The organism is Paludisphaera borealis (assembly GCF_001956985.1).
In the GTDB taxonomy this organism is placed as follows: domain Bacteria; phylum Planctomycetota; class Planctomycetia; order Isosphaerales; family Isosphaeraceae; genus Paludisphaera; species Paludisphaera borealis.
Window position 1 is genome coordinate 2,700,177 of sequence record NZ_CP019082.1, and the last position, 20,611, is coordinate 2,720,787.

Here is a 20,611-nt window from a genome sequence, read left to right on the forward strand (position 1 = left end):
CACGCATCCTCGCCGACGTGCACGGGCTTCACCCATTCTTCCTGGTCGTAACGCGGGCGCCGGCTTGACCCCCGATGATTTCGGATCATTCTATTGAGGTCGCAAATACGAAAAGATCGGGAGTTTCGGCGCGGTTTCTGCGACTCTGCGGACGATCCACAGTTCGACCTTCGATCAGGAGTCATCAACGGTGAACATCGTCAATCTGATCAAAGACCAATTGACTGGCGACGTGCTCGGCAAGCTGGGCGCGTCGATCGGCGAGAGCGAGGAGAAGACGCGAGCCGCGGCCGCCGTCGCGGTCCCCTCGCTGCTCTCGGTCCTGGCCGGCCTGGTGTCGAGCGGGCAAGGGGCCGACAAACTGATCTCGGCGCTGCGTAACTTCGACGCCGACTCACTCACAAGGCTGCGGACGGAAGTCACCCAGGGCGACCACGGCAAAATCCGGGACCAGGGGGGCGACATCCTCGGCTCGCTCGTCGGCGGCAACCTTCCGGCGCTCATCAACGTGCTGACCAAGTTCTCGGGCGTCGGCGCCGTGGCCCTCAAGGGCCTCTTGAGCTACCTGGCGCCGTTGATCCTGAGCGTGATCGCGGCGCAATTGAAGGGTAAAGCCCTCACGCCGGCGAGCCTGAGCGGCTTCTTCGCCGACCAGAAGGCGAACATCTCCGGCGCGCTGCCGCCGGGCTTCTCGCTGGCCGCCGTCCCGGCGTCGGCGCCTCATGCCGAAGCGCCGGGAATTCCCAACTGGCTGCTGCCGCTGGCGGGCCTCGTCCTGCTCGGCATCGGCGCCTGGTACTTCCTTGGCAACCAGGCGGCCGAGGCACCTCCGGTCGGTGAGCCCGAGGCCAAGAAGGCGGCCCCGGTCCCCACGCCGATCGAGCCCAAAATACCCGCCCCGGCGGACGTGGAGGTCGCCATTCCGACCGCCGACGAGGTGACCAAGAGCCTGGGCAACGTCTACACGTCGGCCACACAGGCGTTGGCGTCCGTCAAGGACGCAGCAACCGCCGAGGCCGCCGCGCCGACGCTCACCGGCCTCGACGCCAAGATCGACGCCGCCAAGGCCGTCTGGGAGAAGCTCCCCGACGCCGCCAAGGACGCCGTCAAGAAAGCGACGGCCGAAAACCTGGGGACGTTCAAAACCCTGGTCGACAAGACCCTCGAACTGCCGGGCGTCGGTGAGAAGCTCAAGGCGATCCTCGACGCCTTGATCGCCAAGCTGACCGCCTTCAGCGCGTAATCGCGAACCTTCCAACTCTGACGACCGCGTCCCCACAAGCTCGTCGCGAGCCCGACGGGCGCGGTCGCAGTTCCCGCCTGGCGTCGATTCGAGCGGAACGGCTAGAATTCAAAGAGCTGTACGCTAGACCCGTTTGATTCCGCTCGCCCAACCGATCGCTCGACGACCGAACCCCATGCACGACAAGTTCCGCAAGAAGTTCAAGGCCGGCGCCGGCTCCCCGCGGCTCCGCCAGCAGATCGCCCTGGAAGCGGCGAAACGGCTCCTCGACGTCTTCCCCGGCGACGACGCGGCCAACCCGCTCGGCCGGCTTGAGGCCGCGACCGAGAGCGACTATTACTCCGCCAAGCGCAAGGCGGCGGCCGTGCTCGGCCATAGCGTCCGGCCCGGCGACCTCCCGTCCGACGACGAGGTCCGCGAGCAAGTCGTCGTGGTCGGCAAGGTGCGAGCCGCCCAGGCCGACGACGACGAATCCGAGGACGAACAGCCCGAGCCCGACGACGAGGAAGAACCCGTCGCCCTGGCGGCAAGCCTGGATCGGTTCGCGGTGTACCGGCTGCGACTCGCCCCGCTGGAGGCGGTCAAGCAGAACCCCAAGCTCCATCCCGAGGGGGACGCCCTCTACCACAGCCTCCAGGTGTTCCACCTCGCCCGCGAGGCCCGGCCGTACGACGAGGAGTTCCTGCTGGCCGCCCTGCTCCACGACGTCGGCAAGGCGATCGACCCGCGCAACCACGTCGCCGCGGCCGTCGAGGCCCTCCGAGGCGCCGTCACCGAGCGGACGCTCTGGCTGGTCGAGCACCACATGGACCTTGGCGCGGGGACCGGGCGCGCGCTGAACGCCCGCCAGCGCAAAGAGCTTGACGCCTCCGAATTCCTCGAAGACCTCAAGCTCTTGCGCGAACTGGACGACGCCGGCCGCGCGACCGGCGTCGTCGTCGAGAATCTGGACGAGGCCCTGGCGTACATCAAGGGCCTCGAACATGAAGCCTACCTGAACGAGTGAGGACGTCTCCGCTCCCGGTCAGAACGCCTCGTTGCCGACGACCTCGCCGCCGTTCATCGTGAACACCGCCTGCAAGATCAGTGGGCTGATCGTCTCGACCAGGAAGCGCACCGAGCCGTCGGCGAAACCGACGTTCGACCCTCGCAGGTGACGGCTGAGCAGGGCCTTGGGGTCGATTTTGGCCGGCACCTCCCAGTCGTCGGGCTTGGTCCACGTCACGGCCTGGTCGGCGGGCAGGTCGATCGTCAGGATCGTCAATGAGGTGCCGTCGGTGATCGCGCTGAGCTTCACCCCGCTCGAACCGGGGAAGATCGTCCTGGGCCCCCGGGGCGTGGCGTAAGTCGTCTTGCCGGCTTCGAGCTTCTTCCCGAGTTCGCTGGGGCATGAGTAGACCTTCGGCATCCGGCCGATCAGCGTCTTGTTGTGCGGGCTGTCCCAGGCTTCGTCGAGGTGGAACTCCTTGTAGAGTTCGTTCTCATCAAGATAGGGAAGGATCAACACGCGCCAGCTCAACAGTGGTTTGCCCTCCTTGTCGGCGACGAACGCCGGCGGGAAGGTTCCATGCGCCGCGACGTAATTATGCATGGCCAGGCCGATCTGCTTGAGGTTGTTCTTGCACTGCGCGCTCGTCGCCCCTTGCCTTGCGGACTTCAACATCGCGCCCGCCCACATCCCGACCGCCTTGGCGTCGGCCGAGACCGTGATGCGGTCTTCATTCACCTCGGAGGCGAAGCGGTCGGATATCTTCCCGATGTCGGGGATGAAGCGGGCGACGGCGGGCGACTGACGAAGCATTTGATCGAGGCTCTTGGCCAGTTGCGCGAGCGTCTTCGCCGCCGCGGCGTCGTGGGCCTGGACCATCAGCCGAAGTCCAGGCTGCGGCTCGTCGTTGAGACTGAGAACGCCCCACCGAATCCCCTTCGTGAGCGAGGTCACGGGGCCGCCGCCCAACTCCGCCGGCAGGTTCGGGACCATCTCCTCGAGCACCCGCCGCGCGTCGGCCGACGGCATCAGGACGATCTCGGCCGCCGAGCCCTTAGCCGCGGCCAGCGCCTCAGCCAGCTCCGGCCGGGCGACCGGCTTCAACCGGCCCACGCGCTCGACCGCCTCGTTCGAACCGGCGAAGACGGCCTGACCGACCGTGGCGCAGGTCGGCCAGGCGTACGGGGCCGCCACGTCGCCCCCGCCGCAGAGCAGCTTGCCCACCGCCGCGGCGTCGACTCCGGGCGGGAGCGGCACCACGGCCGAGGGGGGCGACGACCCGGCCGGCGGCAGGTCCTCCAGGGTCGCGAGCAGATACAGATCCCGCGCCCCCGCCTTCCGCAACGCCGCCAGCCACGGGCCGAAATTCTTCGTGAGCAGCGCGGCCGACGCCTGATCTTCCACCAGTCGTCCGGCGAACGTATCAACGTCGAACTTCTCGATGTTGATCCGACAGACCACCACCACGTCGGCGTCGAGGAACGGCGCGATCGCCTCGGCCCGCGAGTCGGCCGCCCGGGCGTCGAAGACTCCGAATGCAAGCAGGAAACCGATCGATACGAACTTCCGAAACATCGCAATCTCCTGAGAGGGTGACTTCGCGAGAAAGGCGTTCAACTAGCGAGCGAGCTTGATTTCATAGTGGACGACGTATTGCGAAACCCGTTCCAGGCCCGGCGGCGGTGGGGCGGTGAGGCTGACGGTTGGGCCGTTCACCGCGTAGTCGAAGACCCTTCCCGTCACCGGATCGAGCGGCGCGGGAGTTTCGGTCAGGGCTGCCAGAGACGGCGGCGGCGAGCCGTCGTGGGACGCCGCGTACTGGCGGACGGCCTCGATGGTCTGGATCGCTGCGAACCGCCGATCGATCCGCACCGGCACGTTGAAAACGGATCGAATGCCCGGCAGGATCGAGACGAACGGAATGCCGATCGGCGCGCCGGCGAAGGCGTTCTTCTCGGCCTCCGCCATCCCCCGATGCCCCTGTGAATACGGCAGATTCGCCCATTTGAACAGGTCGTCGCGCTTTTCTTCGAAGTTCCGATACGAATGGATCGCGACGGCCTGGATCGCCGGCATGGCCTCGACCCGCTCGGAAGTCATCCCCGACGCGACGAGCGCCCGCTTGGCTTCGGGATAAGCCCGAGCCACAAGGCCGGCGATAATCAGATGCTGAGCGAGGTCGTCGACCGTCGGCTGCGTCAACGTGCTCTTGGGGAAGGTCCACCTGCCCAGGAGCAAACCTCCTTTCCGCTCCAGCTCGTCGCCGAACGCTCGCGCCTGTTCGAGCGACCAGACGGCCTCGTCGGCTCCTCGGAGCCGGGGGAACTCGCGTTCGAGGAAGTAACGCTCACCCTCGGTCGCGGACGTCAGGTCGAGGAACGGCCGCGGCAGGGCCGCGAGCGCCCAGTACAGGTTCGGACACCCCGGCGCCTGGATCAGCGCTTCGATCGATTTCGCCATTTCCTCGGTGATCGCCGCCGCCACCAGCGATTGGATGTAGAACTGGCTCTCGCCGACGTGCCGGGCCAGGGAGAGGCCCGTCTGGATCCAGTGGATCGCGGAATCGATCCGCCCTTCCGCGATGTCGAACTGGACCTGGAGCGCGACCAGGCGCGCCAGCGAGCGGGTCTGCTGGATCTCGCTGATGTCGAGCGAGAAACCCTCCTCGCGGCGGCGAAACTCCCAATCGCAGGCCTCGCGAAGCGCCCCTTGCTCGATCTCGTGGAGAATCGAGCGCTGCGAGTTCAGAATCACCCGGACTTCGCCCATCTCGTCGGGCGGCGGCGGCGTGGCCGACAGCTTTTGTGTCCGGCTAGCCAAGTCCGCGCGAAGCAGGCCCTCGATCGCGCGATGGTAGAAGATCGCGGCGTTGCCCGGGATTAGCTTGCTCGCGTCGGGTAGCAGTCGGTATCGAAGCGCCGGAACGGGCGCCTTCGCCGGCCGGACGGAGAGAACCGTTGGCGGTTGTTCCTCCTGAGCCCTCGCTCGCGCGCCGAGCGCGGCGGCGAGGGTGGTCACGATCAAAACCAAACGTCTCGTCATAACGGGCCTCCCAGATCAAGGACCTTGTCCAGCTCGTAACGTCGAAGCACGTCGGGCGCGTTCGGGACGAATCCCGAGTTGGCCTCACGCCCCACGGAAAGGGTCAACAACGGGGGCGGGTCGGGCAGACCTTCGAGCCCGAACCGCTCGACCTGGCGGCTAAGCTGCAGGAGCGGGCTGCTCGCGGGCGGGTCGAGAAGAGCGCTCGACGCCGCGCCCGGGTTCCGAGTCAGGATCACCACCGGCTCAGCCACGTCCACCGGCGCGACGGCGGGCCGCGGAATGTACACCAGGCGGTCGACGACGCGCGGCTCGGGACGACGCCCAAGGGCGACCGTCTGGCCCAGGACCACCGCCGCCAGCGACGCCGCGACCGCCGGCCACGCCCAGCGCGGGCGGCTCGGGACGATCGCCGACCGCCGGCCCGCCTCGAACATCAGGCGATCTCGGTCGAGCCGCCCCTTCGTCGGTTGGAGCGCCGAGAGGGCGCGCTCGAGATCGGTCATTTCGGGATCGCGCGCGTCTTCCGGCATGTTACCCCCAATCGTTCTCTCAAGGCCGACAGCCCCCGGGCGTAAAGGCGATGGGCCGAACTCGACGACGTCCCCAGGACCTCGGCGATCTGCTCGAACGTCAATCCGCCCCAGAGATGGGCGACGATCACTTCGCGGTCCTCGATCGGCAAGGCGGCCAGCTCGCGCTCGGCGCGCGCCGGGTCGACGTCGTCCGGCCCGGAATCGGCCGCCGGATCGAACCAGGGGGTCGAGCGAACCGCGGCTTCCCGCTCATACCGCCGTCGCCTGCCGGCCGCCAACGACGCGTCGACGGCCCCGTTGCGAACCACTCGAAACAGCCAGGCGGCCGGGTTGTCCGGCATCCGGCTCAGGCCCGCGAGCTTCAAAAAGGCTTCCTGGACCACGTCCTCCGGCGCGTCGCAAAACTGGCGTGCGAAGAGCACCAGAGCGTCGGCGTGGCGGTCCAGAAGATCTGCAAACGGTTCCGAGTCCATCGCGACTCCGATTGCGTTCATGGTCAATCAAGGACCGTCGGGCCGTGAACGAGCTTGCCTTCCGGGGTGACCCCGAGGCCGTCGCGAATGCCGTCGGGACCACCGGAGACCGTGAAGCCGGACGCGGCGTGAGGTCGGACCACGAGCCGGTAGCAAGATTCACCGCTCACGACGTCCATGGAGTAATGACCACCCGGCGTGGCTGAGCAGGCCGCTTTGACGGGAAAGCTCTCGCCCCACGTGACGACCACCCGGCCCGACCGGCCGTACATCACCCGGAGAAGCTCCTTCCCCTCGTCGTCCCTCAGAGAGTAGTGCGAGAACAGCCGCCCCTCGGCCACGTGCATGCCTACCTCGGTCGTCTCGCATTCGAAGTCCGAAACGACCGACTGCTTGAGTTCCGGCGGCGGATCGGAAGCGCCGTCGTGGTCGACGCGCGGCGGCGACAGCGACGAAGCCAGCGCCGTCGCGACGACGACGACCGCGCACCAACAGGCGAGGTTGTAGGCGGCGTTCAAAGCGTAACGGGCTTCCCTCATCAGCGGCTACCCCCGTGAACGGTGCTGCGACGTCTCCCTGATCCCTTCACCCAATAAGACGTTTGTCGGAGTCGGCCGTCCCACGAATCCGACCGGAATTTTCGAGGCGGCCGGCGGCGGTGGGGGCCCCGGGAATCGTTCCAGGCTTGCGAGGGTCGATGTGGCGGCTAGAATGAGATCTCAAACGGCGACCGAATTGTTCGATATCGACGGGGAGCCCGCGCGTGCGAGTCGGCTATTTTGACTGCTTCAGCGGCATCTCGGGCGACATGACGCTTGGCGCCCTGGTGGATGCGGGGGTCGACCGCCGCGCGATCGAGCAGGCGATCGCCAGCCTCGGCCTGCCGGGTGAAGTCTCGTTCGAGACCGTCAAGCGAGGCGGGTTCCGGGCGACCCACGCCCGGGTCGTCACCCCGCACGAGCACGCGCATCGACACTGGCATCATATCGAAGCGATCATCGACAAGGGGAGCCTCAGCCCGCGTCAGAAAGACCTCGCCAAGCGGATCTTCATGAAGCTGGGCGAAGCCGAGGCGCGGGTGCACGGCGTCGACCTTTCGAAGATCCACTTCCACGAGGTCGGCGCGGTCGATTCGATCATCGACATCGTCGGCTCGGCCGTCGGGCTCGACCTGCTGGGCGTCGACCGCTTCGAGGCCAGCGCCGTGCCGCCGGGCCGAGGCTCGATCACGGCGGCCCACGGCCGGATGGCGCTTCCCGCCCCCGCGACGGCCGAGATCCTCAAGGGGGTCCCGCTCGCCGAGTCGCCGATCGAGATGGAGATGACCACGCCGACCGGCGCGGCGATCGTCACGACCGTCGCCGAGCGGTTCGGGCCGCTGCCGGCCCTGACCGTCGAAGCCATCGGCCTGGGCGCCGGGACGCGCGAGACGGCCGATCAGGCGAACATCCTGCGGCTGTTCGTCGGCACGATCGACCTGCCGGCGTCAAGCGACCGCGTCTGGATGCTCGAAACGAATCTCGACGACCTGCCCGGCGAGGTCGTCGGCTATACGACGCTCAAATTGATGGAAGCCGGGGCTCTCGACGCCTTCGTGACGCCTATTCAGATGAAGAAGAACCGGCCGGGCGTCATGGTGAGCGTGCTCTGCGACGACGCCAAGATCCCGGCCATGGAAGAGATCCTGTTCCGCGAGACGACCACGCTCGGCGTTCGCCGCTACCCGGTGTCGCGGCACAAGCTGAATCGCCGGAACGTCGAGGTCGACACCGCGTTCGGGATGATTCGCGGCAAGCTCGGCTGGCTCGAAAACCGGATTCCCACGTTCAGCCCGGAATACGACGACTGCGCCCGCGCCGCCTCCACCGCGAGCGTCGCCCTCCGCGAGGTCTACGACGCCGCGCACGCCGCCTACGCGGAGCGGCAGCGGCAAGAGCGAGAGCAGGCGGGCGAGACCGTCGCCAAGTGAATTACATCGAGGACTTCGGCCGTCTCGCGCTTCGGGCTCGACCCGAGGATTCGGCCGCCGGCAGGGAGGAACGCCGTGAACCATCCTGATTTCTGGCTGTCCGCGAGCCTGGCGTGCAACTTCTTGCTCGTGCTGCTGTCGGCTGCGTCGTGCCTGTTCCTGATCCGTCGCCTCGACCAGATCGTCCGCGCCCGGGCCACGGCCGAACAGCGGTTGATCCAGCTCGCCTTCGATCTGCGAAGGCTCGAGCAGCGTATCGCCCATCTCGATCTCCGCCCCACGGCCGGCAGCGCCGAGGCTCCGGCGCCGACAGTGCTGAAGCACACGGAGGCGGCGCCGTCGTTGATCGCGGTGCCCGACCTCTCGTATCAGGGCGAAGCCGAGGGTGACGATGCGGACAACCTCGCCCAGAAGCATGGCGACGTCTGGGCGCTCGTCGAAGCCGGTCGCGATCCCACCGAGATCGCCGAAGCCACCGGCCGGCCGATCGGCCAGGTCGAATTGATCGTCGGGCTCTATCGTCAGTATCTGGCGACGCGAAACGTGGGGGACCATGCACGAGCCACCTGAGTCGTCCGTCGAACTCGATCCCACCTCGCTACGGTGCCTGGAACGGACCCGATCGTGGGTCCTCAACATCCTGGTGGTCGTCGGCCTGATGATCATGGCCTCCGGGCTGATCCTCCGCTACGTCGACTGGAAGCTGATCGTCGGCGACGTCGAGGGCTGGCGCCGAGCCTTGTACGGCGGCTTGATCGGCGTCATCGCGTTCAGCCACTTGACGCGGCGGATCATGGGGGCTCGCGACCGCCTCCGCCCCCCCGAAACCCGTGCCGAGCGGTTCTTCAAGTCGCACGTCGGCGCGGCGGCCGTCGGCGGGCTGGCCGCGGCCCTCGGCCTCGTTTACGGCCTGACGATCGAGCCTCGCTTCGAGAGCGTCGTGATCTTCTGGGTCGCCGCGCTCGTCCTGGGAATCCTCGCCCTGCCGAAGTCGATCGAGCTGGAAGACTTCTCCGAGCCCATGACTCCTGCTGGAATCACCGAAGCACGATGAGCCGCACACAGTCGACGATTCTCTGGATCTACGCGGTCGTCATCGCGATCTGGCCGATCCGCTACGTGGTCCTCAAGTACATCTTCAGCCGGCTCCAGTTCCTCACGCCCGACTCGCCGACGCTCGATCCGACCGACCCGCCCCTGGTGTCGGCGATCATCCCGGCCAAGGACGAGGAAGCCTCCCTCGCCGACTGCCTCGCGTCGGTCTCGGCCCAGAAGTACCCGAGGATGGAGATCCTCGTCGTCGACGATCGGAGCACCGATCGCACGCTGGAGATCGCCCGGGAGTTCGCCGCCCGCGACCCGCGCATCCAGGTGGTCCACAACGACCACCTCGAACCGGGCTGGACCGGCAAGACGTACGTGTTGCAGAAGCTGGCCGACCAGGCGCGGGGCGACTGGCTCTGGTTCCTCGACGCCGACACCGACCACCGGCCCGAATTCCTCGGCGTGATGATGGAGTACGCGCGAAGCAACAAGGCCGAGATGGCCAGCCTGCTGCCCGAACTGCGTTGCGAGACGTTCTGGGAGCAGGTCATCCAGCCGCTAGGGGGCATCGTGCTGATGCAGTCGTTCCCGGTCCAGCGCGTCAACGACGATCGGTCGAAGCTGGCGTTCGCCAACGGCCAGTCGATCCTGATCTCGCGACGCGCCTACGACGCGGCCGGCGGCCACGCGGCGGTTCGCGACCGGTTCGTCGAGGACATTGGCATGGCCTACAAGGTGAAAAACCTCGGCATGCCGATCCGGGTGGCGATGACCAAGGGCCTCGTCTCGTGCCGGATGTACGCGACTCTCGGCCAGCTCGTCCGCGGCTGGAGCCGGATACTCTACGACGCCCACGATCGCAAGACCTGGCGGCTCGTGGTCAAGCTGCTCGACCCGATCATCTTCTGCCAGAGCGGCCACGTCGTCCTGCTGATCGCGCTCGTCCTGCTGGCGACGGGCTCCCCCGGCCCGTTTCCGGCGTGGCTGCTGGGCCTGAGCCTGGTCCACCACGCGCTCATGTACGCCGTCTTCCGGGTGATCTACAACGCCTCGGTTCCGCGATCTCGCTACACCCACTGGTTCCCGGTCGGCAACATCGTGTCCGACCTGATCCTCATCCGCGCCATCCAGATGTGCCTGACCGGACGCGTCACCTGGCGGGGGACCAGCTACGGGCCCATCGCCGCCCCCGCCGCCGACGCTTCCGGCTCGCCGGCCCAGGGATAACGCTCAATCACTGTTGCTGCTGGCTCTGCTGCTGCCGGTAGCCGATCGCCTGCATCTGAGAAGGCTTGAGGCGGTGGGCCTGACGTTCCGATTGGATCCACGACGCGGTCGACCAGGGGGTCGTCTGGCCGTCGGACGACTCGCTCCAATCGGTCGGAACCCGCTGGATCGGCTCGACCTTGACGACGACGGCGATCGTCTCGTCGGCGTCGCCCCGCCAGATGCCGCGATTCGGGGGCACGTCCAGGTAGTCGCGTCCGAGGGCGATCTTCACGTAGTCGTCGTCGACGATCTGACCCCGGGTGGGGTCGACGTCGACCCAGCCGTTCCTCCCCGCCCAGACCTGGCACCAGGCGTGGGTGGCGATCTCGCCCGGCTCGTGGATGTAGCCGCTGACGTACCGCGCGGGGAGATTGATCCCTCGACAGGCGCCGATGAACAGGTGGGCGAAGTCCTGGCAGACTCCCCGGCCGAGCCGAAGCGCCTCGCCGACCGGCGTCCGCGCGGTGGTGACCTTCTTCTCGTAGACCAGGCGTGAGCGGGTCGCCTGGAACAGCCGCTGGACGACCTCCAGCACCGAGCCCTCGGCGCGAGGCAGGCTCGCGAGGAAGCTCGACATCTCCGGTCCGGGATTCACCAGCGCGCTCGGCGTGCGGCATTCGACGGCCTCGGCCGCGTGGAACTCGTCGTGGTCGGGCTTGAACGCGACTTCGGCCAGCTTCGGGCCGCCGGGCGCGCGATGCGTACGGATCACGCTCGTCGCCCGCATCAGCAGCTCGCGGTACGGCGTGAAGACGTTGAACAGGTCGACCCGATTACTGAAACCGTCGTGATAAACCGTCACCGGCGCGAACGGCTTGATCCGCAACCGATAGTCGAGGCAGGTCTGGTCTTCGTCCGACGGCGGCGCCATGCGCACCTCGAAAACCGTCTCCGAGACGTTGTTGGAATAGCTGAGCTTGGTCTCGTGCTGAACGCGGAGCAACATAATGATTCCTGCGCCTCACTCGACTCGGTTCACATGAGGAAGAACGACTGCTGGATCTGATCGCTGACTTTGTAACAGGTGCCCTGCAAGGAGCCGAGGAACTTGAGCAGCCCCCGGTCGAAGATCTCGGGGACGTCGATGTACCGCAGATCGCTCTCCAGCCGGCCCAGAATCCGCTCGGCCTCGCACCCGTAGGCGTCGTCGTCGCCCCCGGAAATCGCTTCAAGCGAGTCCTGGCAACGCGCGGCGGCGTACCGGATCGATCGGGGGAAATCCGAATTGAGGACGAGGAACCGGATCACTCCCTCGGGCTCGATCCGCTCGCGTTCGCTGCGAAGGTAGGCTCCATAGGCCGAGCAGCTCCGGAGAAGGCTGGTCCAGCGGACGAGCTGAAACGAGACTTCCGGCCCGGGTGCTTCGCCGGTCAGGCTCGGGCACTTGGCGAGGAGGATGCGACACAAGACGTCGAGCCGCTCAAGATGCCGGCCCAGTTGCAGAAAGTGGTAGACCTCGTCGCGCGGCAGGGTGTTCTGGACCAGTCCGTCGAGGAGCAGGCACGAGTGCGAGATCGACGCGAACAGGGCCGACGGCCCCCGCGCGAACCGCCGCTGGGCGCGCGAGCCGCCGAGGAAGAGGTACAAGCGGTTGACCTCGCTCCAGACGTCGACGCCGATCGACTCTTGCGTCCCCCGGGCGTTCTCCCGGGCGCGGGCGATCATGCTCAGGATCGACTGCGGGTTGCTCCGGTCGAAGGTCAAGAACCGGAGCACCGCGTCCCGCGACCGACGGTTCTTCTCGGCGGGGAACGCCTCGCGGCAGGCGAGGATCGTCAGCGCGATCTCGACCGGCGCGAACCCCTCGTCCACCCCGATCTCGGCGGAGTCGAGTTCGAGATCCAGCCCGATGTCGAGCAGTCGGGCGACGTTCTCGGCCCGCTCGATGTAGCGGCTCATCCAGTAGAGGCTTTCCGCGACGCGACTCAGCATCTCAGGCCCTCCCGTCGTGGGCCGAAGCGGCGCGGCTCGGGCTGAAGGACGACGACGGCGCGTCGTGCAAGACCCAGGTGTCCTTCGTGCCGCCCCCCTGCGAGCTGTTCACGACCAGGCTCCCCTCGGGCAACGCCACCCGCGTCAGACCGCCGGGGAGCACGAAGATCTCTTCTCCGTACAGGACGAACGGCCGCAGATCGACGTGGCGGCCGTCGAGCCGGCCGTCGACGAAGGTCGGATGCCGGCTGAGCTGAATCGTCGGCTGGGCGATGAAGCCGCGCGGGTTGTCTTCGATCTTCCTCGCGAAATCCTCGCGCTGCTCGCGGGTCGACGCCGGGCCGATCAACATCCCATAGCCCCCCGATCCGTCGACCGCCTTCACGACCAGCTTCTCAAGGTTGGCCAGGATGTGCTGCTTGTGCGAGGCGATCGTCGGCCGAAACGTCTCGACGTTGCCCAGGATCGCCTCCTCGTTCAGGTAGTAGCGAATGATGTCGGGGACGAACGGATAGATCCCCTTGTCGTCGGCCATTCCTGTCCCGAGCCCATTGGCCAGCCCGATGTTTCCGGCGCGATAGGCGCCCATCAAACCGGCGACGCCCAGCACGCTGTCGGGCCGGAACGCGAGCGGATCGAGGAACTCGTCGTCGAGCCGGCGATAAATCACGTCGACCCGCTGGAGCCCCCGCGTCGTGCGACGGAAGATCTGCCCCCGGTCCAGGACGAGGTCCCGGCCCTCGACCAGGTCGACCCCCATCTGACGCGCCAGGAAGCTGTGCTCGTAGTAGGCCGAGTTGTACATGCCGGGGGTCAAAACGGCCACGCTCGGTTCGTCGCAACCGTCCGGCGCAATGTGGCGGAGGACGGAGAGCAGCTTGTCAGTGTAATCGTCGACGGGACGAACGTTGTACTCTTCGAACAGCAGGGGGAAAAGCTGCTTCATCACTTGACGGTTCTTGAGCACGTAGCTCACGCCCGACGGGGTCCGGCAGTTGTCTTCCAAGACGAGGTAATCGCCGCGATCGTCGCGGATCAAGTCGATGCCCGAGACGTGGATGTAAATATCCTTCGGAACCCGAAGGCCGACGCAGTCGCGGCGATAGCCCGACGCCCCGAACACCAGCTCGGCCGGGATCACCCGATCCTTGAAGATCGAACGATTGTGGTAGACGTCTCGTATAAACAGATTGAGAGCCCGCACCCGCTGGGTCAGCCCGCGCTGGATGCGGTCCCACTCGCTGGAGGAGACGAGTCGGGGGATCGGATCGAAGGGGATGATCCGTTCCACCCCCTGATCGCGGCCGTAGACCGTGAAAGTGATCCCCTGGTGTCGCATCGTCAGGTCGGCCACCTTGTGCCGCCTCTCGATCTCGGCGGCCCCCATGTCGACCAGCCGGTCGAACAGCGGCGCGTAATGGGCGCGCGGGGCGCCTTCGGATCCAAACATCTCGTCGTAGGCCGAGATCTTGTAACGGCCGAACAACACGGCCTTTTCATCGGCGTGGGGCGCTTGCATAGAGTGCCGCCAGAGGGGCGCGAGGGCGCGGAGTATGAATCCCACGAACCATCGGCCCGTGGCAACAAGCGAACTGAGAGGTGGGAGAGGAGGTGAGATCCGTAGCCGTCGCTCGGCCGGTCCAGCAAAGACAAGCCCGACGTCGGGGATGCGGTTCGGGAACGCTTGTCGTTCGATGCGGCAAGTCGCCTCCGCCCTCGATCGCTCGAAGGCTACTGATCTCACTCGTAGTTGTAGCACGCCGTCGTGCCCATGACCAGAGCGAAGGATCGCGCGTGGCAAGGTTTCCCCACCGCCGGCGACGTCGAGGAATCCGTGGAAGTCCAAAAGTTGGGACAGGATTCGTAAACCCATTGCGAACAGGTAGAATAAACTAAGTGGATCAGAGAAACGGCCCACACACTTTGTGCGTCCCATTCATGTTCAAGCGATTCGCGACCTCCGGCGTGTTCTGGCTCACGGCCGCCCTGCTGGCGACGTCCGTTCCGCGTCCGGCGTGCGCGCAGCAGGATCAAGCGATCGCCTCGGGAATTCAATTCCTTCGCGGCAGGGCGTCGACGCGGCCGGTCGGCGAGTCGGCCATGATTGCGCTGGCGTTGCTCAAGTCCGACGTCCCGTTCGGCGATCCGGCCCTGTCGGCCTGCCTGACCAAGATTCGCTCGCGCTTCTCCAGCAATAGCTACACACCCGAGCAGACGGGCGGCGTCGACGTCTACGAGGCCGGGGCGATCGCGATGGCCCTGGCCAATCTCGACCCCTCCGAGCGCGGCGGCCAGCTCGACATGATCGCCGCCTTCCTGATCGGCAAGCAGAAGGCCAACGGCAGTTGGGACTACTCGGCGCGTTCGTTCGGCGACACTTCGATCTCGCAATACGCCGTGCTGGGGCTGTGGGAATGCGAGAACAGCGGCGTCGACGTCCCCCCTTCCGTCTGGGACCGCGCCGCCCAGTGGTACATGTCGGTCCAGAGTTCGGCGGGGAGCTGGAACTACCATCGCGACCAGGGGGGCGAGCCGGAAACCGTCTCGATGACCGCCGCCGGCGTCGGCAGCCTTCTGATCTGCCGCCGCCAGCTCGAAAACTACCGCCAGTTCCAGAAAGGGGCCAACCCCTACCTGACGCCCGTCGAGACCGGCGGACTCACGACCGACTACCAGGTCGTCTCCAGCCCGGCGGCGATCAACGCGGCGATCGCCAAGGGCCTGGGCTGGATCGGCGCCAATTTCAACACCGGCAACGCGCCCCTCTTCGGCAAGTCGAAGTACTACGGCCTCTACGGCATCGAGCGGATCGGCGCCCTGGCCGACCGCCAGATGATCGGCCGACTCGACTGGTTCGAAAAAGGGAGGTCGCACATCCAATCGACTCAGGCTCCCGGAGGCGGCTGGAGCGGTCAATTCGGCGACGAGATGAACTCCGTGTGGGCCCTCCTCTTCCTGACCAAGTCGACGGCCAAGACACTCAAGCGGATCGAGGTCCGCAAGCTCGGCGCGGGAACCCTGCTGGGCGGCCGGTTCCTCCCCAGCGACCTCTCGACGATGACGGTCGCGGGAGGGCGGATCATCAGCCGGCCGATGAACGGCGCGGTCGAAGGAATGCTCGACATCCTCGAAGACCCGCGCATCCAGAACGCCGACAAGGCGGTCGCCGGCATGATCGAGCGCTACCACGCGCAAGGCCCGTCGGCGCTCCGTCCTCATAAAGACCGGCTCCGCAAGATGCTGAGCCATCGCGACCAGGGCGTCCGCCAGGTGGCCGCCTGGGCTCTCGGCCGCACCGGCGACCTCGACGTCGTCCCCAACCTGATCGCCGCGCTCCAGGACGCCGACGCCGACGTGGCGGCCACGGCCCGCCAGGGGCTTCAGCTCATCAGCCGCCGGATCGACGGGCCGGCCGCCGCCGATCCCACGAACGCCCAGGCGAAACAGGCCGAGGCGGCGCAGTGGAACCAGTGGTACGACCTGGTCCGGCCGCTCGACGCCTCGGGGGCCGACGACGACGAGGCCGACGCGGCCAAACCGGGGAGGCCGTCGTCATGAGCGTTTCCGCCGTCCCGTCTGGCGCGGTCGCAGAACCGCCGAAGCCCTTCGAGCCGCGCGTGCTCGGCGAATCGCGGTACGACCGCGTGACCTCGTTCCTGATGGCCGTGGTGCTGGGCGCGTTCCTGGTGGTCGGCTGGCTCGGCCTGGTCTTCGCCAGCAACCAGGAGTACACGTCGCGGGTGACGTCCCCCTTGCACATCATCGAGGTCTTCGGCGGCGGCGGGGGGAGTCCCGACGGCACGCCGGGCTCGACCGAGAAGGTCGACGTCGCCGGCGCCGACGCCGCGCCGCAGGCGTCGAACAACGAGGAGACCCCCGGCGACTTCGAGCAGCCCTCGATCCAGACCACTCCCGGCGCGATGCTCGACGCCGCCCTCGACGCCGGCCAGCAGGTCGCCGAGATGGACATCGGGCCGGCGATGCCCAACGGCGGCGCCGTCGCCAGCGGCCGACGCGCCTCGAAGATCGGCACCGGTGGCCCCGGCCTGGGATTCGGGCCGGGCGACGGCGGCGTCAGCCGCGAGAATCGCTGGAGCGTCATCTTCCCCGACGGCCAAAGACCCGAGGAATACGCCCGCCAGCTCGACGCGCTGGGGGTCGAGCTCGCCGTCGTCGCGGGCAAGGATCAATTGACGTACGTCACCAACTTCTCGGCCGCGAATCCCACCAAGCGGACCGGAGTCAGCCGCGCCGAGAACCGGCTCTACTTCATCTGGGAAGGGCGGCTGCGCAAGTCGTCGGACCTCGCCCTGCTCCGCAAGGCGGGCATCGAGGTCGGCGAGGGGACGGTCTTTCAGTTCTACCCGCCGGGGGTCGAGGACCAGCTCGCCGACCTGGAGCGCCGGTACCGCGGCCGGACGCCGGGCGAGATCCGGGTGACGCGGTTCGGCGTCATCCCCAACGGCGACTCATACGCCTTCAAAGTGCTCGCTCAGGAAACTTTACGGTAAGCTCTATCGTCACGGATCGTTCCATCGCCGCAACGCCCCGCATCGCCCCGGAGTCGACGTTCGCACCATGGCAACACTCGAAGTCCATGACGCCCAGGGACGCGTGCGGTTCGTCGATCTGGCGATGGACCACCCCGTCCTGTTCGGCTCGAGCGCCTCGTGCGACATCGTCGTCGAAGGGGCGGGAATCATGCCGGTGCAGGGACGAATCCGCTGGGGCAAGAACCGGTTCAAGGTCGACGCCTCGCCCGACGCCGAATCCCTGATCGTCAACGGCCGCCACGTCGTCACGACGAGCCTGCATCAGGGGGACGAGCTGACCGTGGGGCCGTGCCGGATCTTCGTCCTCCGGCTCGACGACGCGGCCGACGGCCGGGCCGCCGCCCCTCAACGACCGCGCCCCGACGAGGAGCCCACGCGGGTCCTGGAAGACGGCGTCGCCCCGGCGCCCCGGCCCGCCGCGGTCCAGGTCCAGGCCAGGCCGAGCATGCCGCCGCGCCGCGAGGCGCTCTTCGAGAACGACGCCTTGCTCGACGCCCTCCACATCGGAACGCCCGCGCCTCAGCCGGCCCAGGCGCCCGTCCGAAGCGACGACAAGGAGCATCGCCGCAAGGTCGACGTGAAGCCGAAGGCCGCGCTCTGGTCGAGGCTCCGCGACCGTCTCGTTCGCGCTCGGTCGGCCGACGACGCTCCGGGGCGCGAGGTCATCGCCCGGTCGCCGCTGGTCCTCAGCCTGGTGGTCATGCTGGCCCTGCTGATCGGCCTCGGCTTCTGGCTCCGGACCATCATCAACCAGACCCTCGCCTCGCGAACCTACAACCGCGCCGTCTCGTTGATGGAGGACGGCGACAACCCGACCGCGATCCGCGAATTCGACTCATTCGTGACGGCGAACCCAACCGACCCCCGCGTCCCCAAGGCGCGGACCCTGCGCGCCCTGGCCGACGTCCGCCAGTACGTCACCGTGACCGGCGCCACCTGGTCGGCCGCGCTCGAGGCCGCCGCCGCGATGGTCGACACGGTCGGCGACGAGGCCGAATTCCGCGACGAGAAGTCCGAGCTGGCCGAGCTGGTGATCCGGATCGGCGAGGGGCTGGCCGACCGGGCGAAGCGGTCGGTCGACGCCAAGTCGCTGGCCGAGGCCGAATCGGCGATTCCTTTACACGCGCGGATCGCCGGCGAGTCGGCGCAGGCGTTCCTGACCAAATCGCGGCTCCCCAGCCTGCTGGACGAGGCCCGCGCGGCGGTCCGCAAGGCCCAGATCCGGACCAATGCGCTGGCGGTCATGGACAAGGCGATCGAGAAAGGCTCGGCGGCCCAGGTCTACAAGGCCCGCGACGCGCTCGTCGATCAATACGCCGACCTCAAGACGGACGCCGAACTTTTGAGCCGGATGGTCCGCGCCAACGACCTGGTGCGCGCCGCCGTCAAGGTCGACCGCACCCATCGGCCGGCGGCCGTCGCCGAACGTCCCGAGCCGCTCGGCCCGCCGACGACCCTGGTCCTCCGGTCGTCGCCCGACGTCCCCGCCGCCCCGCCCGCCGCCGACGCGATCGTCTACGCGGCGGCCGACGGGATCGCCTATGCGATCGACGCGGCCACCGGCGCTCCGCTCTGGCAGACGGCCGTCGGCCTGTCGTGCCCGTTCGTCCCCCAACCCGTGCCCGGCGACCCCACCGTCCTGGTCTTCGACGCCCGCCACGGCGAGCTGGCGCGGCGCAATGCGCAAACCGGCCGGCTGCTCTGGCGGCTCGAACTCGGCGAGACCGTCGACGCCCCGCCGCTCGTACTGGGCGAGCAGCTTTTCCAGGTGCTCCCCAGCGGCAAGACGGTCGTCGTCGCGCTCGGGACGGGCGAGCTTCAGGCCACGATCGACATGGGCTTCCCCGCCACGCGGACGCCCGCCGGCGACGAGTCGGGACGGTTCCTGTACGTGGCCGGTCGCAAGGACTGCCTGTTCGTCCTCGCCCGCGATCCGCTCGGCTGCGCCGCGGTCGAATACCTCGGCCACACGGAAGGCTCGATCGCCTGCGCCCCGGTGCGGCTCGGCCGGTTCCTGATCGTCGTCGAGAACGATCGACCGAGCGACGGCCGATGGCGCGTGATGGTCCTCGACGACGACGGCGCGAAGCCGCGCGTCGTTCAGGAAATCCCCGTCGCCGGCTGGACCTGGGACGCGCCGCCGTCGTCGGGCTCGACCATCTGGGCGGTCGGCGACCGGGGAGGGATCGAGGCGTTCGCGGCCGGCGACTACGCGAGCGCCAACCCGTTCCATTCGCTGGCGAAGCTCAGCCCCGACGCCCAATCGTCGGGACCGGCTTACGCCTGGACGGCCACCGACCGCGAGATCTGGATCGCCGCCGAACGATCGGGCCGGTTCGACCTCGACGCCGAGCGCGGCGAGATCGCCAGCCGCGCCCTGCTCGGCAAGCTCGGCGTCGCCTCGGCGCCGATCCAGGGCGCCGCCAGGCGGGTCGTGCCGACCTTTCAAGACCCCGAGACCGGCGGCCTGGCGCTCCGGGGCGTCGATCCCGCGACCGGCAGGATCGCCTGGGAGACGGTCGTCGGCGCGGCCTGGCCGACGTCGCCGACCGCGATCGCCGACGGCGACGCCCTGGCGAGCGTCGGCCTGACCGGTCAGCCGATCCGGCTCCCCCGCGCCACGCTGCAAAAGGGGGGCTTCATCACATCCTCCCTCCCGAAGCCCGGCGACGCTCGCTTGCCCGAGGGGACGCTCCTGAACCTTCAGGCCAAGGACGAAGCCGCCTCGCTGATCGCCCCCCGGCCGGGCGCCGACGCGGTCTGGACCGAGGACGCGAAGCAGCCCGGCCGCTGGAGCCGCATCGAACTCCCATCGGCCCTGGCCGCCGCGCCCGTGTTCTGGAACCGGGCGTTGCTGGTCCCCGGCGAGGACGGCCGGGTCTACCTGATCGACCCGCACACCGGCACGTCGCGCGCCGAGCCCCTCGTCCCGGCGTTCGACCGCGACCGCCGGGGCCGCTGGCTGGCACCGTGCCGGACCGGCGACGACGTGGTTTTCTTGGCTGAGGAAGGCGGCCGGGTCCGCCGCGTCGGCCTCAAGCCGTCCCCCGCGCCCCGACTGGTCGTCGAGGCGGAAACCCTGCTCGACCAGGGGGTGATCGCCAACCCCGCGTGCATCGGAGCGGCCGTGATGACGGCGACCGCCGACGGCCGCGTCCGCGCGCTCGCCGCCCGCGATCTCAGCCCGATCGGCTCGTGGAAGCTCGACGCCCCGATCCTCGGCGCCCCCCTGGCCGTCGACGGCCGCCTCGTCGTGCTCGACGCCTCCGGCGGCGTCCTCCTGTTCGGCCGCGACGGCCAGCGCGCGTGGTCGAGCAAGCTCGATGCGCCGGCCTCGGGCTCGCCCCTGGTCGTGGGGGACGCCCTCTGGATTCTCGACCGCAAGGGAAAGGCCCACGGCCTGGCGATCGCCGACGGCAAGGAAGTCGAGACCGTCGATCTCGGCGTTCTGCCCGCCGGCGGGTTGGCTCTGGTGGGAGGCGACGTGTTCGTCCCCTCGGGCCGCGGCGCGCTCCAACCGCTCGTCCTCGGTCGACCCGCAGGCGCCAAACCGTGAACGCGA

At 68.1% G+C, this 20,611-nt stretch carries 17 protein-coding genes; 9 read left to right on the forward strand and 8 right to left on the reverse strand.

All coding sequences use genetic code 11. From position 1 onward, the window contains the following. Window positions 1–190: 190 nt before the first annotated feature. A complete protein-coding gene (locus tag BSF38_RS10505) occupies window positions 191–1,243 on the forward strand; it encodes a DUF937 domain-containing protein (protein ID WP_076345393.1) in 1,053 nt (350 codons plus the stop codon). Between the two features lie 175 nt (window positions 1,244–1,418). Continuing rightward, window positions 1,419–2,249: an HD domain-containing protein gene (locus BSF38_RS10510; RefSeq protein ID WP_076345395.1), complete on the forward strand. Its 831-nt coding sequence runs from the start codon at window positions 1,419–1,421 to the stop codon at window positions 2,247–2,249. Window positions 2,250–2,267: 18 nt separating this feature from the next. Here the strand turns inward: BSF38_RS10510 and BSF38_RS10515 are convergent, their stop codons facing one another. From BSF38_RS10515 to BSF38_RS10535, 5 genes are read right to left on the reverse strand one after another with little or no spacing between them, the layout of a single operon-like run. Continuing rightward, window positions 2,268–3,806, reverse strand: a complete 1,539-nt coding sequence (locus BSF38_RS10515) for a DUF1559 domain-containing protein (RefSeq protein ID WP_076345397.1) — start codon at window positions 3,804–3,806, stop codon at window positions 2,268–2,270. A gap of 42 nt (window positions 3,807–3,848) precedes the next feature. Continuing rightward, on the reverse strand, window positions 3,849–5,273 hold the full coding sequence (locus BSF38_RS10520) for a hypothetical protein (protein ID WP_076345399.1): 1,425 nt from the start codon (window positions 5,271–5,273) through the stop codon (window positions 3,849–3,851). Beyond that, a complete protein-coding gene (locus BSF38_RS10525; RefSeq protein WP_076345401.1) occupies window positions 5,270–5,806 on the reverse strand; it encodes a hypothetical protein in 537 nt (178 codons plus the stop codon). The genes BSF38_RS10520 and BSF38_RS10525 overlap by 4 nt, the downstream gene beginning before the upstream one ends. Next, the gene (locus BSF38_RS10530; RefSeq protein WP_083713848.1) at window positions 5,776–6,282 is read right to left on the reverse strand and encodes an RNA polymerase sigma factor; all 507 of its coding nucleotides are present in this window, start codon (window positions 6,280–6,282) and stop codon (window positions 5,776–5,778) included. Before BSF38_RS10530 ends, BSF38_RS10525 begins: the two co-directional genes overlap by 31 nt. Before the next feature lie 23 nt (window positions 6,283–6,305). Beyond that, the gene (locus BSF38_RS10535) at window positions 6,306–6,821 is read right to left on the reverse strand and encodes a hypothetical protein (protein WP_145952062.1); all 516 of its coding nucleotides are present in this window, start codon (window positions 6,819–6,821) and stop codon (window positions 6,306–6,308) included. 224 nt (window positions 6,822–7,045) lie between these two features. On the opposite strand from BSF38_RS10535, the gene larC reads away from it, so the two are divergent. The 4 genes from larC to BSF38_RS10555 all read left to right on the forward strand — a co-directional run bounded on the left by larC (window position 7,046) and on the right by BSF38_RS10555 (window position 10,522). Beyond that, window positions 7,046–8,251: a nickel pincer cofactor biosynthesis protein LarC gene (larC, locus tag BSF38_RS10540; RefSeq protein ID WP_076345405.1), complete on the forward strand. Its 1,206-nt coding sequence runs from the start codon at window positions 7,046–7,048 to the stop codon at window positions 8,249–8,251. Between the two features lie 75 nt (window positions 8,252–8,326). Further along, a complete protein-coding gene (locus BSF38_RS10545; protein ID WP_076345407.1) occupies window positions 8,327–8,821 on the forward strand; it encodes a hypothetical protein in 495 nt (164 codons plus the stop codon). Further along, window positions 8,805–9,305, forward strand: coding sequence for a hypothetical protein (locus BSF38_RS10550; RefSeq protein WP_076345409.1), 501 nt, complete (start codon window positions 8,805–8,807; stop codon window positions 9,303–9,305). Before BSF38_RS10545 ends, BSF38_RS10550 begins: the two co-directional genes overlap by 17 nt. Continuing rightward, the gene (locus BSF38_RS10555) at window positions 9,302–10,522 is read left to right on the forward strand and encodes a glycosyltransferase (RefSeq protein ID WP_076345411.1); all 1,221 of its coding nucleotides are present in this window, start codon (window positions 9,302–9,304) and stop codon (window positions 10,520–10,522) included. The genes BSF38_RS10550 and BSF38_RS10555 overlap by 4 nt, the downstream gene beginning before the upstream one ends. A 7-nt stretch (window positions 10,523–10,529) precedes the next feature. Here BSF38_RS10555 and BSF38_RS10560 read toward each other — a convergent pair whose 3' ends face one another. From BSF38_RS10560 to BSF38_RS10570, 3 genes are read right to left on the reverse strand one after another with little or no spacing between them, the layout of a single operon-like run. Next, window positions 10,530–11,510 (reverse strand): transglutaminase family protein, encoded by a 981-nt coding sequence (locus BSF38_RS10560; RefSeq protein ID WP_076345413.1) that lies wholly within the window; start codon window positions 11,508–11,510, stop codon window positions 10,530–10,532. A 29-nt stretch (window positions 11,511–11,539) separates the two neighbouring features. Then, the gene (locus BSF38_RS10565; protein ID WP_076345415.1) at window positions 11,540–12,496 is read right to left on the reverse strand and encodes an alpha-E domain-containing protein; all 957 of its coding nucleotides are present in this window, start codon (window positions 12,494–12,496) and stop codon (window positions 11,540–11,542) included. Between the two features lies 1 nt (window position 12,497). Further along, window positions 12,498–14,015 carry a circularly permuted type 2 ATP-grasp protein gene (locus tag BSF38_RS10570; protein WP_076345417.1) on the reverse strand — a complete coding sequence of 506 codons (1,518 nt, stop codon included), beginning with the start codon at window positions 14,013–14,015 and terminating at the stop codon, window positions 12,498–12,500. A gap of 419 nt (window positions 14,016–14,434) precedes the next feature. Here BSF38_RS10570 and BSF38_RS10575 point away from each other — a divergent pair, with 419 nt between their 5' ends. The 3 genes from BSF38_RS10575 (at window position 14,435) to BSF38_RS10585 (ending at window position 20,605) form a co-directional block, all read left to right on the forward strand. Then, window positions 14,435–16,054, forward strand: a complete 1,620-nt coding sequence (locus BSF38_RS10575) for a HEAT repeat domain-containing protein (protein ID WP_145952063.1) — start codon at window positions 14,435–14,437, stop codon at window positions 16,052–16,054. Then, window positions 16,051–17,007 (forward strand): hypothetical protein, encoded by a 957-nt coding sequence (locus BSF38_RS10580; protein WP_076345421.1) that lies wholly within the window; start codon window positions 16,051–16,053, stop codon window positions 17,005–17,007. Before BSF38_RS10575 ends, BSF38_RS10580 begins: the two co-directional genes overlap by 4 nt. Before the next feature lie 67 nt (window positions 17,008–17,074). Then, window positions 17,075–20,605 carry an outer membrane protein assembly factor BamB family protein gene (locus tag BSF38_RS10585; protein ID WP_076345423.1) on the forward strand — a complete coding sequence of 1,177 codons (3,531 nt, stop codon included), beginning with the start codon at window positions 17,075–17,077 and terminating at the stop codon, window positions 20,603–20,605. Window positions 20,606–20,611 lie beyond the last annotated feature (6 nt).

Coding starts and splice junctions, on each gene's coding strand:
- BSF38_RS10510 (WP_076345395.1), top strand. CDS start 1,419: ATGCACGACAAGTTCCGCAAGAAGTTCAAGGCCGGCGCCGGCTCCCCG.
- BSF38_RS10515 (WP_076345397.1), bottom strand. CDS start 3,806: ATGTTTCGGAAGTTCGTATCGATCGGTTTCCTGCTTGCATTCGGAGTC.
- BSF38_RS10520 (WP_076345399.1), bottom strand. CDS start 5,273: ATGACGAGACGTTTGGTTTTGATCGTGACCACCCTCGCCGCCGCGCTC.
- BSF38_RS10525 (WP_076345401.1), bottom strand. CDS start 5,806: ATGCCGGAAGACGCGCGCGATCCCGAAATGACCGATCTCGAGCGCGCC.
- BSF38_RS10530 (WP_083713848.1), bottom strand. CDS start 6,282: ATGGACTCGGAACCGTTTGCAGATCTTCTGGACCGCCACGCCGACGCT.
- BSF38_RS10535 (WP_145952062.1), bottom strand. CDS start 6,821: ATGAGGGAAGCCCGTTACGCTTTGAACGCCGCCTACAACCTCGCCTGT.
- BSF38_RS10550 (WP_076345409.1), top strand. CDS start 8,805: ATGCACGAGCCACCTGAGTCGTCCGTCGAACTCGATCCCACCTCGCTA.
- BSF38_RS10555 (WP_076345411.1), top strand. CDS start 9,302: ATGAGCCGCACACAGTCGACGATTCTCTGGATCTACGCGGTCGTCATC.
- BSF38_RS10560 (WP_076345413.1), bottom strand. CDS start 11,510: ATGTTGCTCCGCGTTCAGCACGAGACCAAGCTCAGCTATTCCAACAAC.
- BSF38_RS10565 (WP_076345415.1), bottom strand. CDS start 12,496: ATGCTGAGTCGCGTCGCGGAAAGCCTCTACTGGATGAGCCGCTACATC.
- BSF38_RS10570 (WP_076345417.1), bottom strand. CDS start 14,015: ATGCAAGCGCCCCACGCCGATGAAAAGGCCGTGTTGTTCGGCCGTTAC.
- BSF38_RS10575 (WP_145952063.1), top strand. CDS start 14,435: ATGTTCAAGCGATTCGCGACCTCCGGCGTGTTCTGGCTCACGGCCGCC.
- BSF38_RS10580 (WP_076345421.1), top strand. CDS start 16,051: ATGAGCGTTTCCGCCGTCCCGTCTGGCGCGGTCGCAGAACCGCCGAAG.
- BSF38_RS10585 (WP_076345423.1), top strand. CDS start 17,075: ATGGCAACACTCGAAGTCCATGACGCCCAGGGACGCGTGCGGTTCGTC.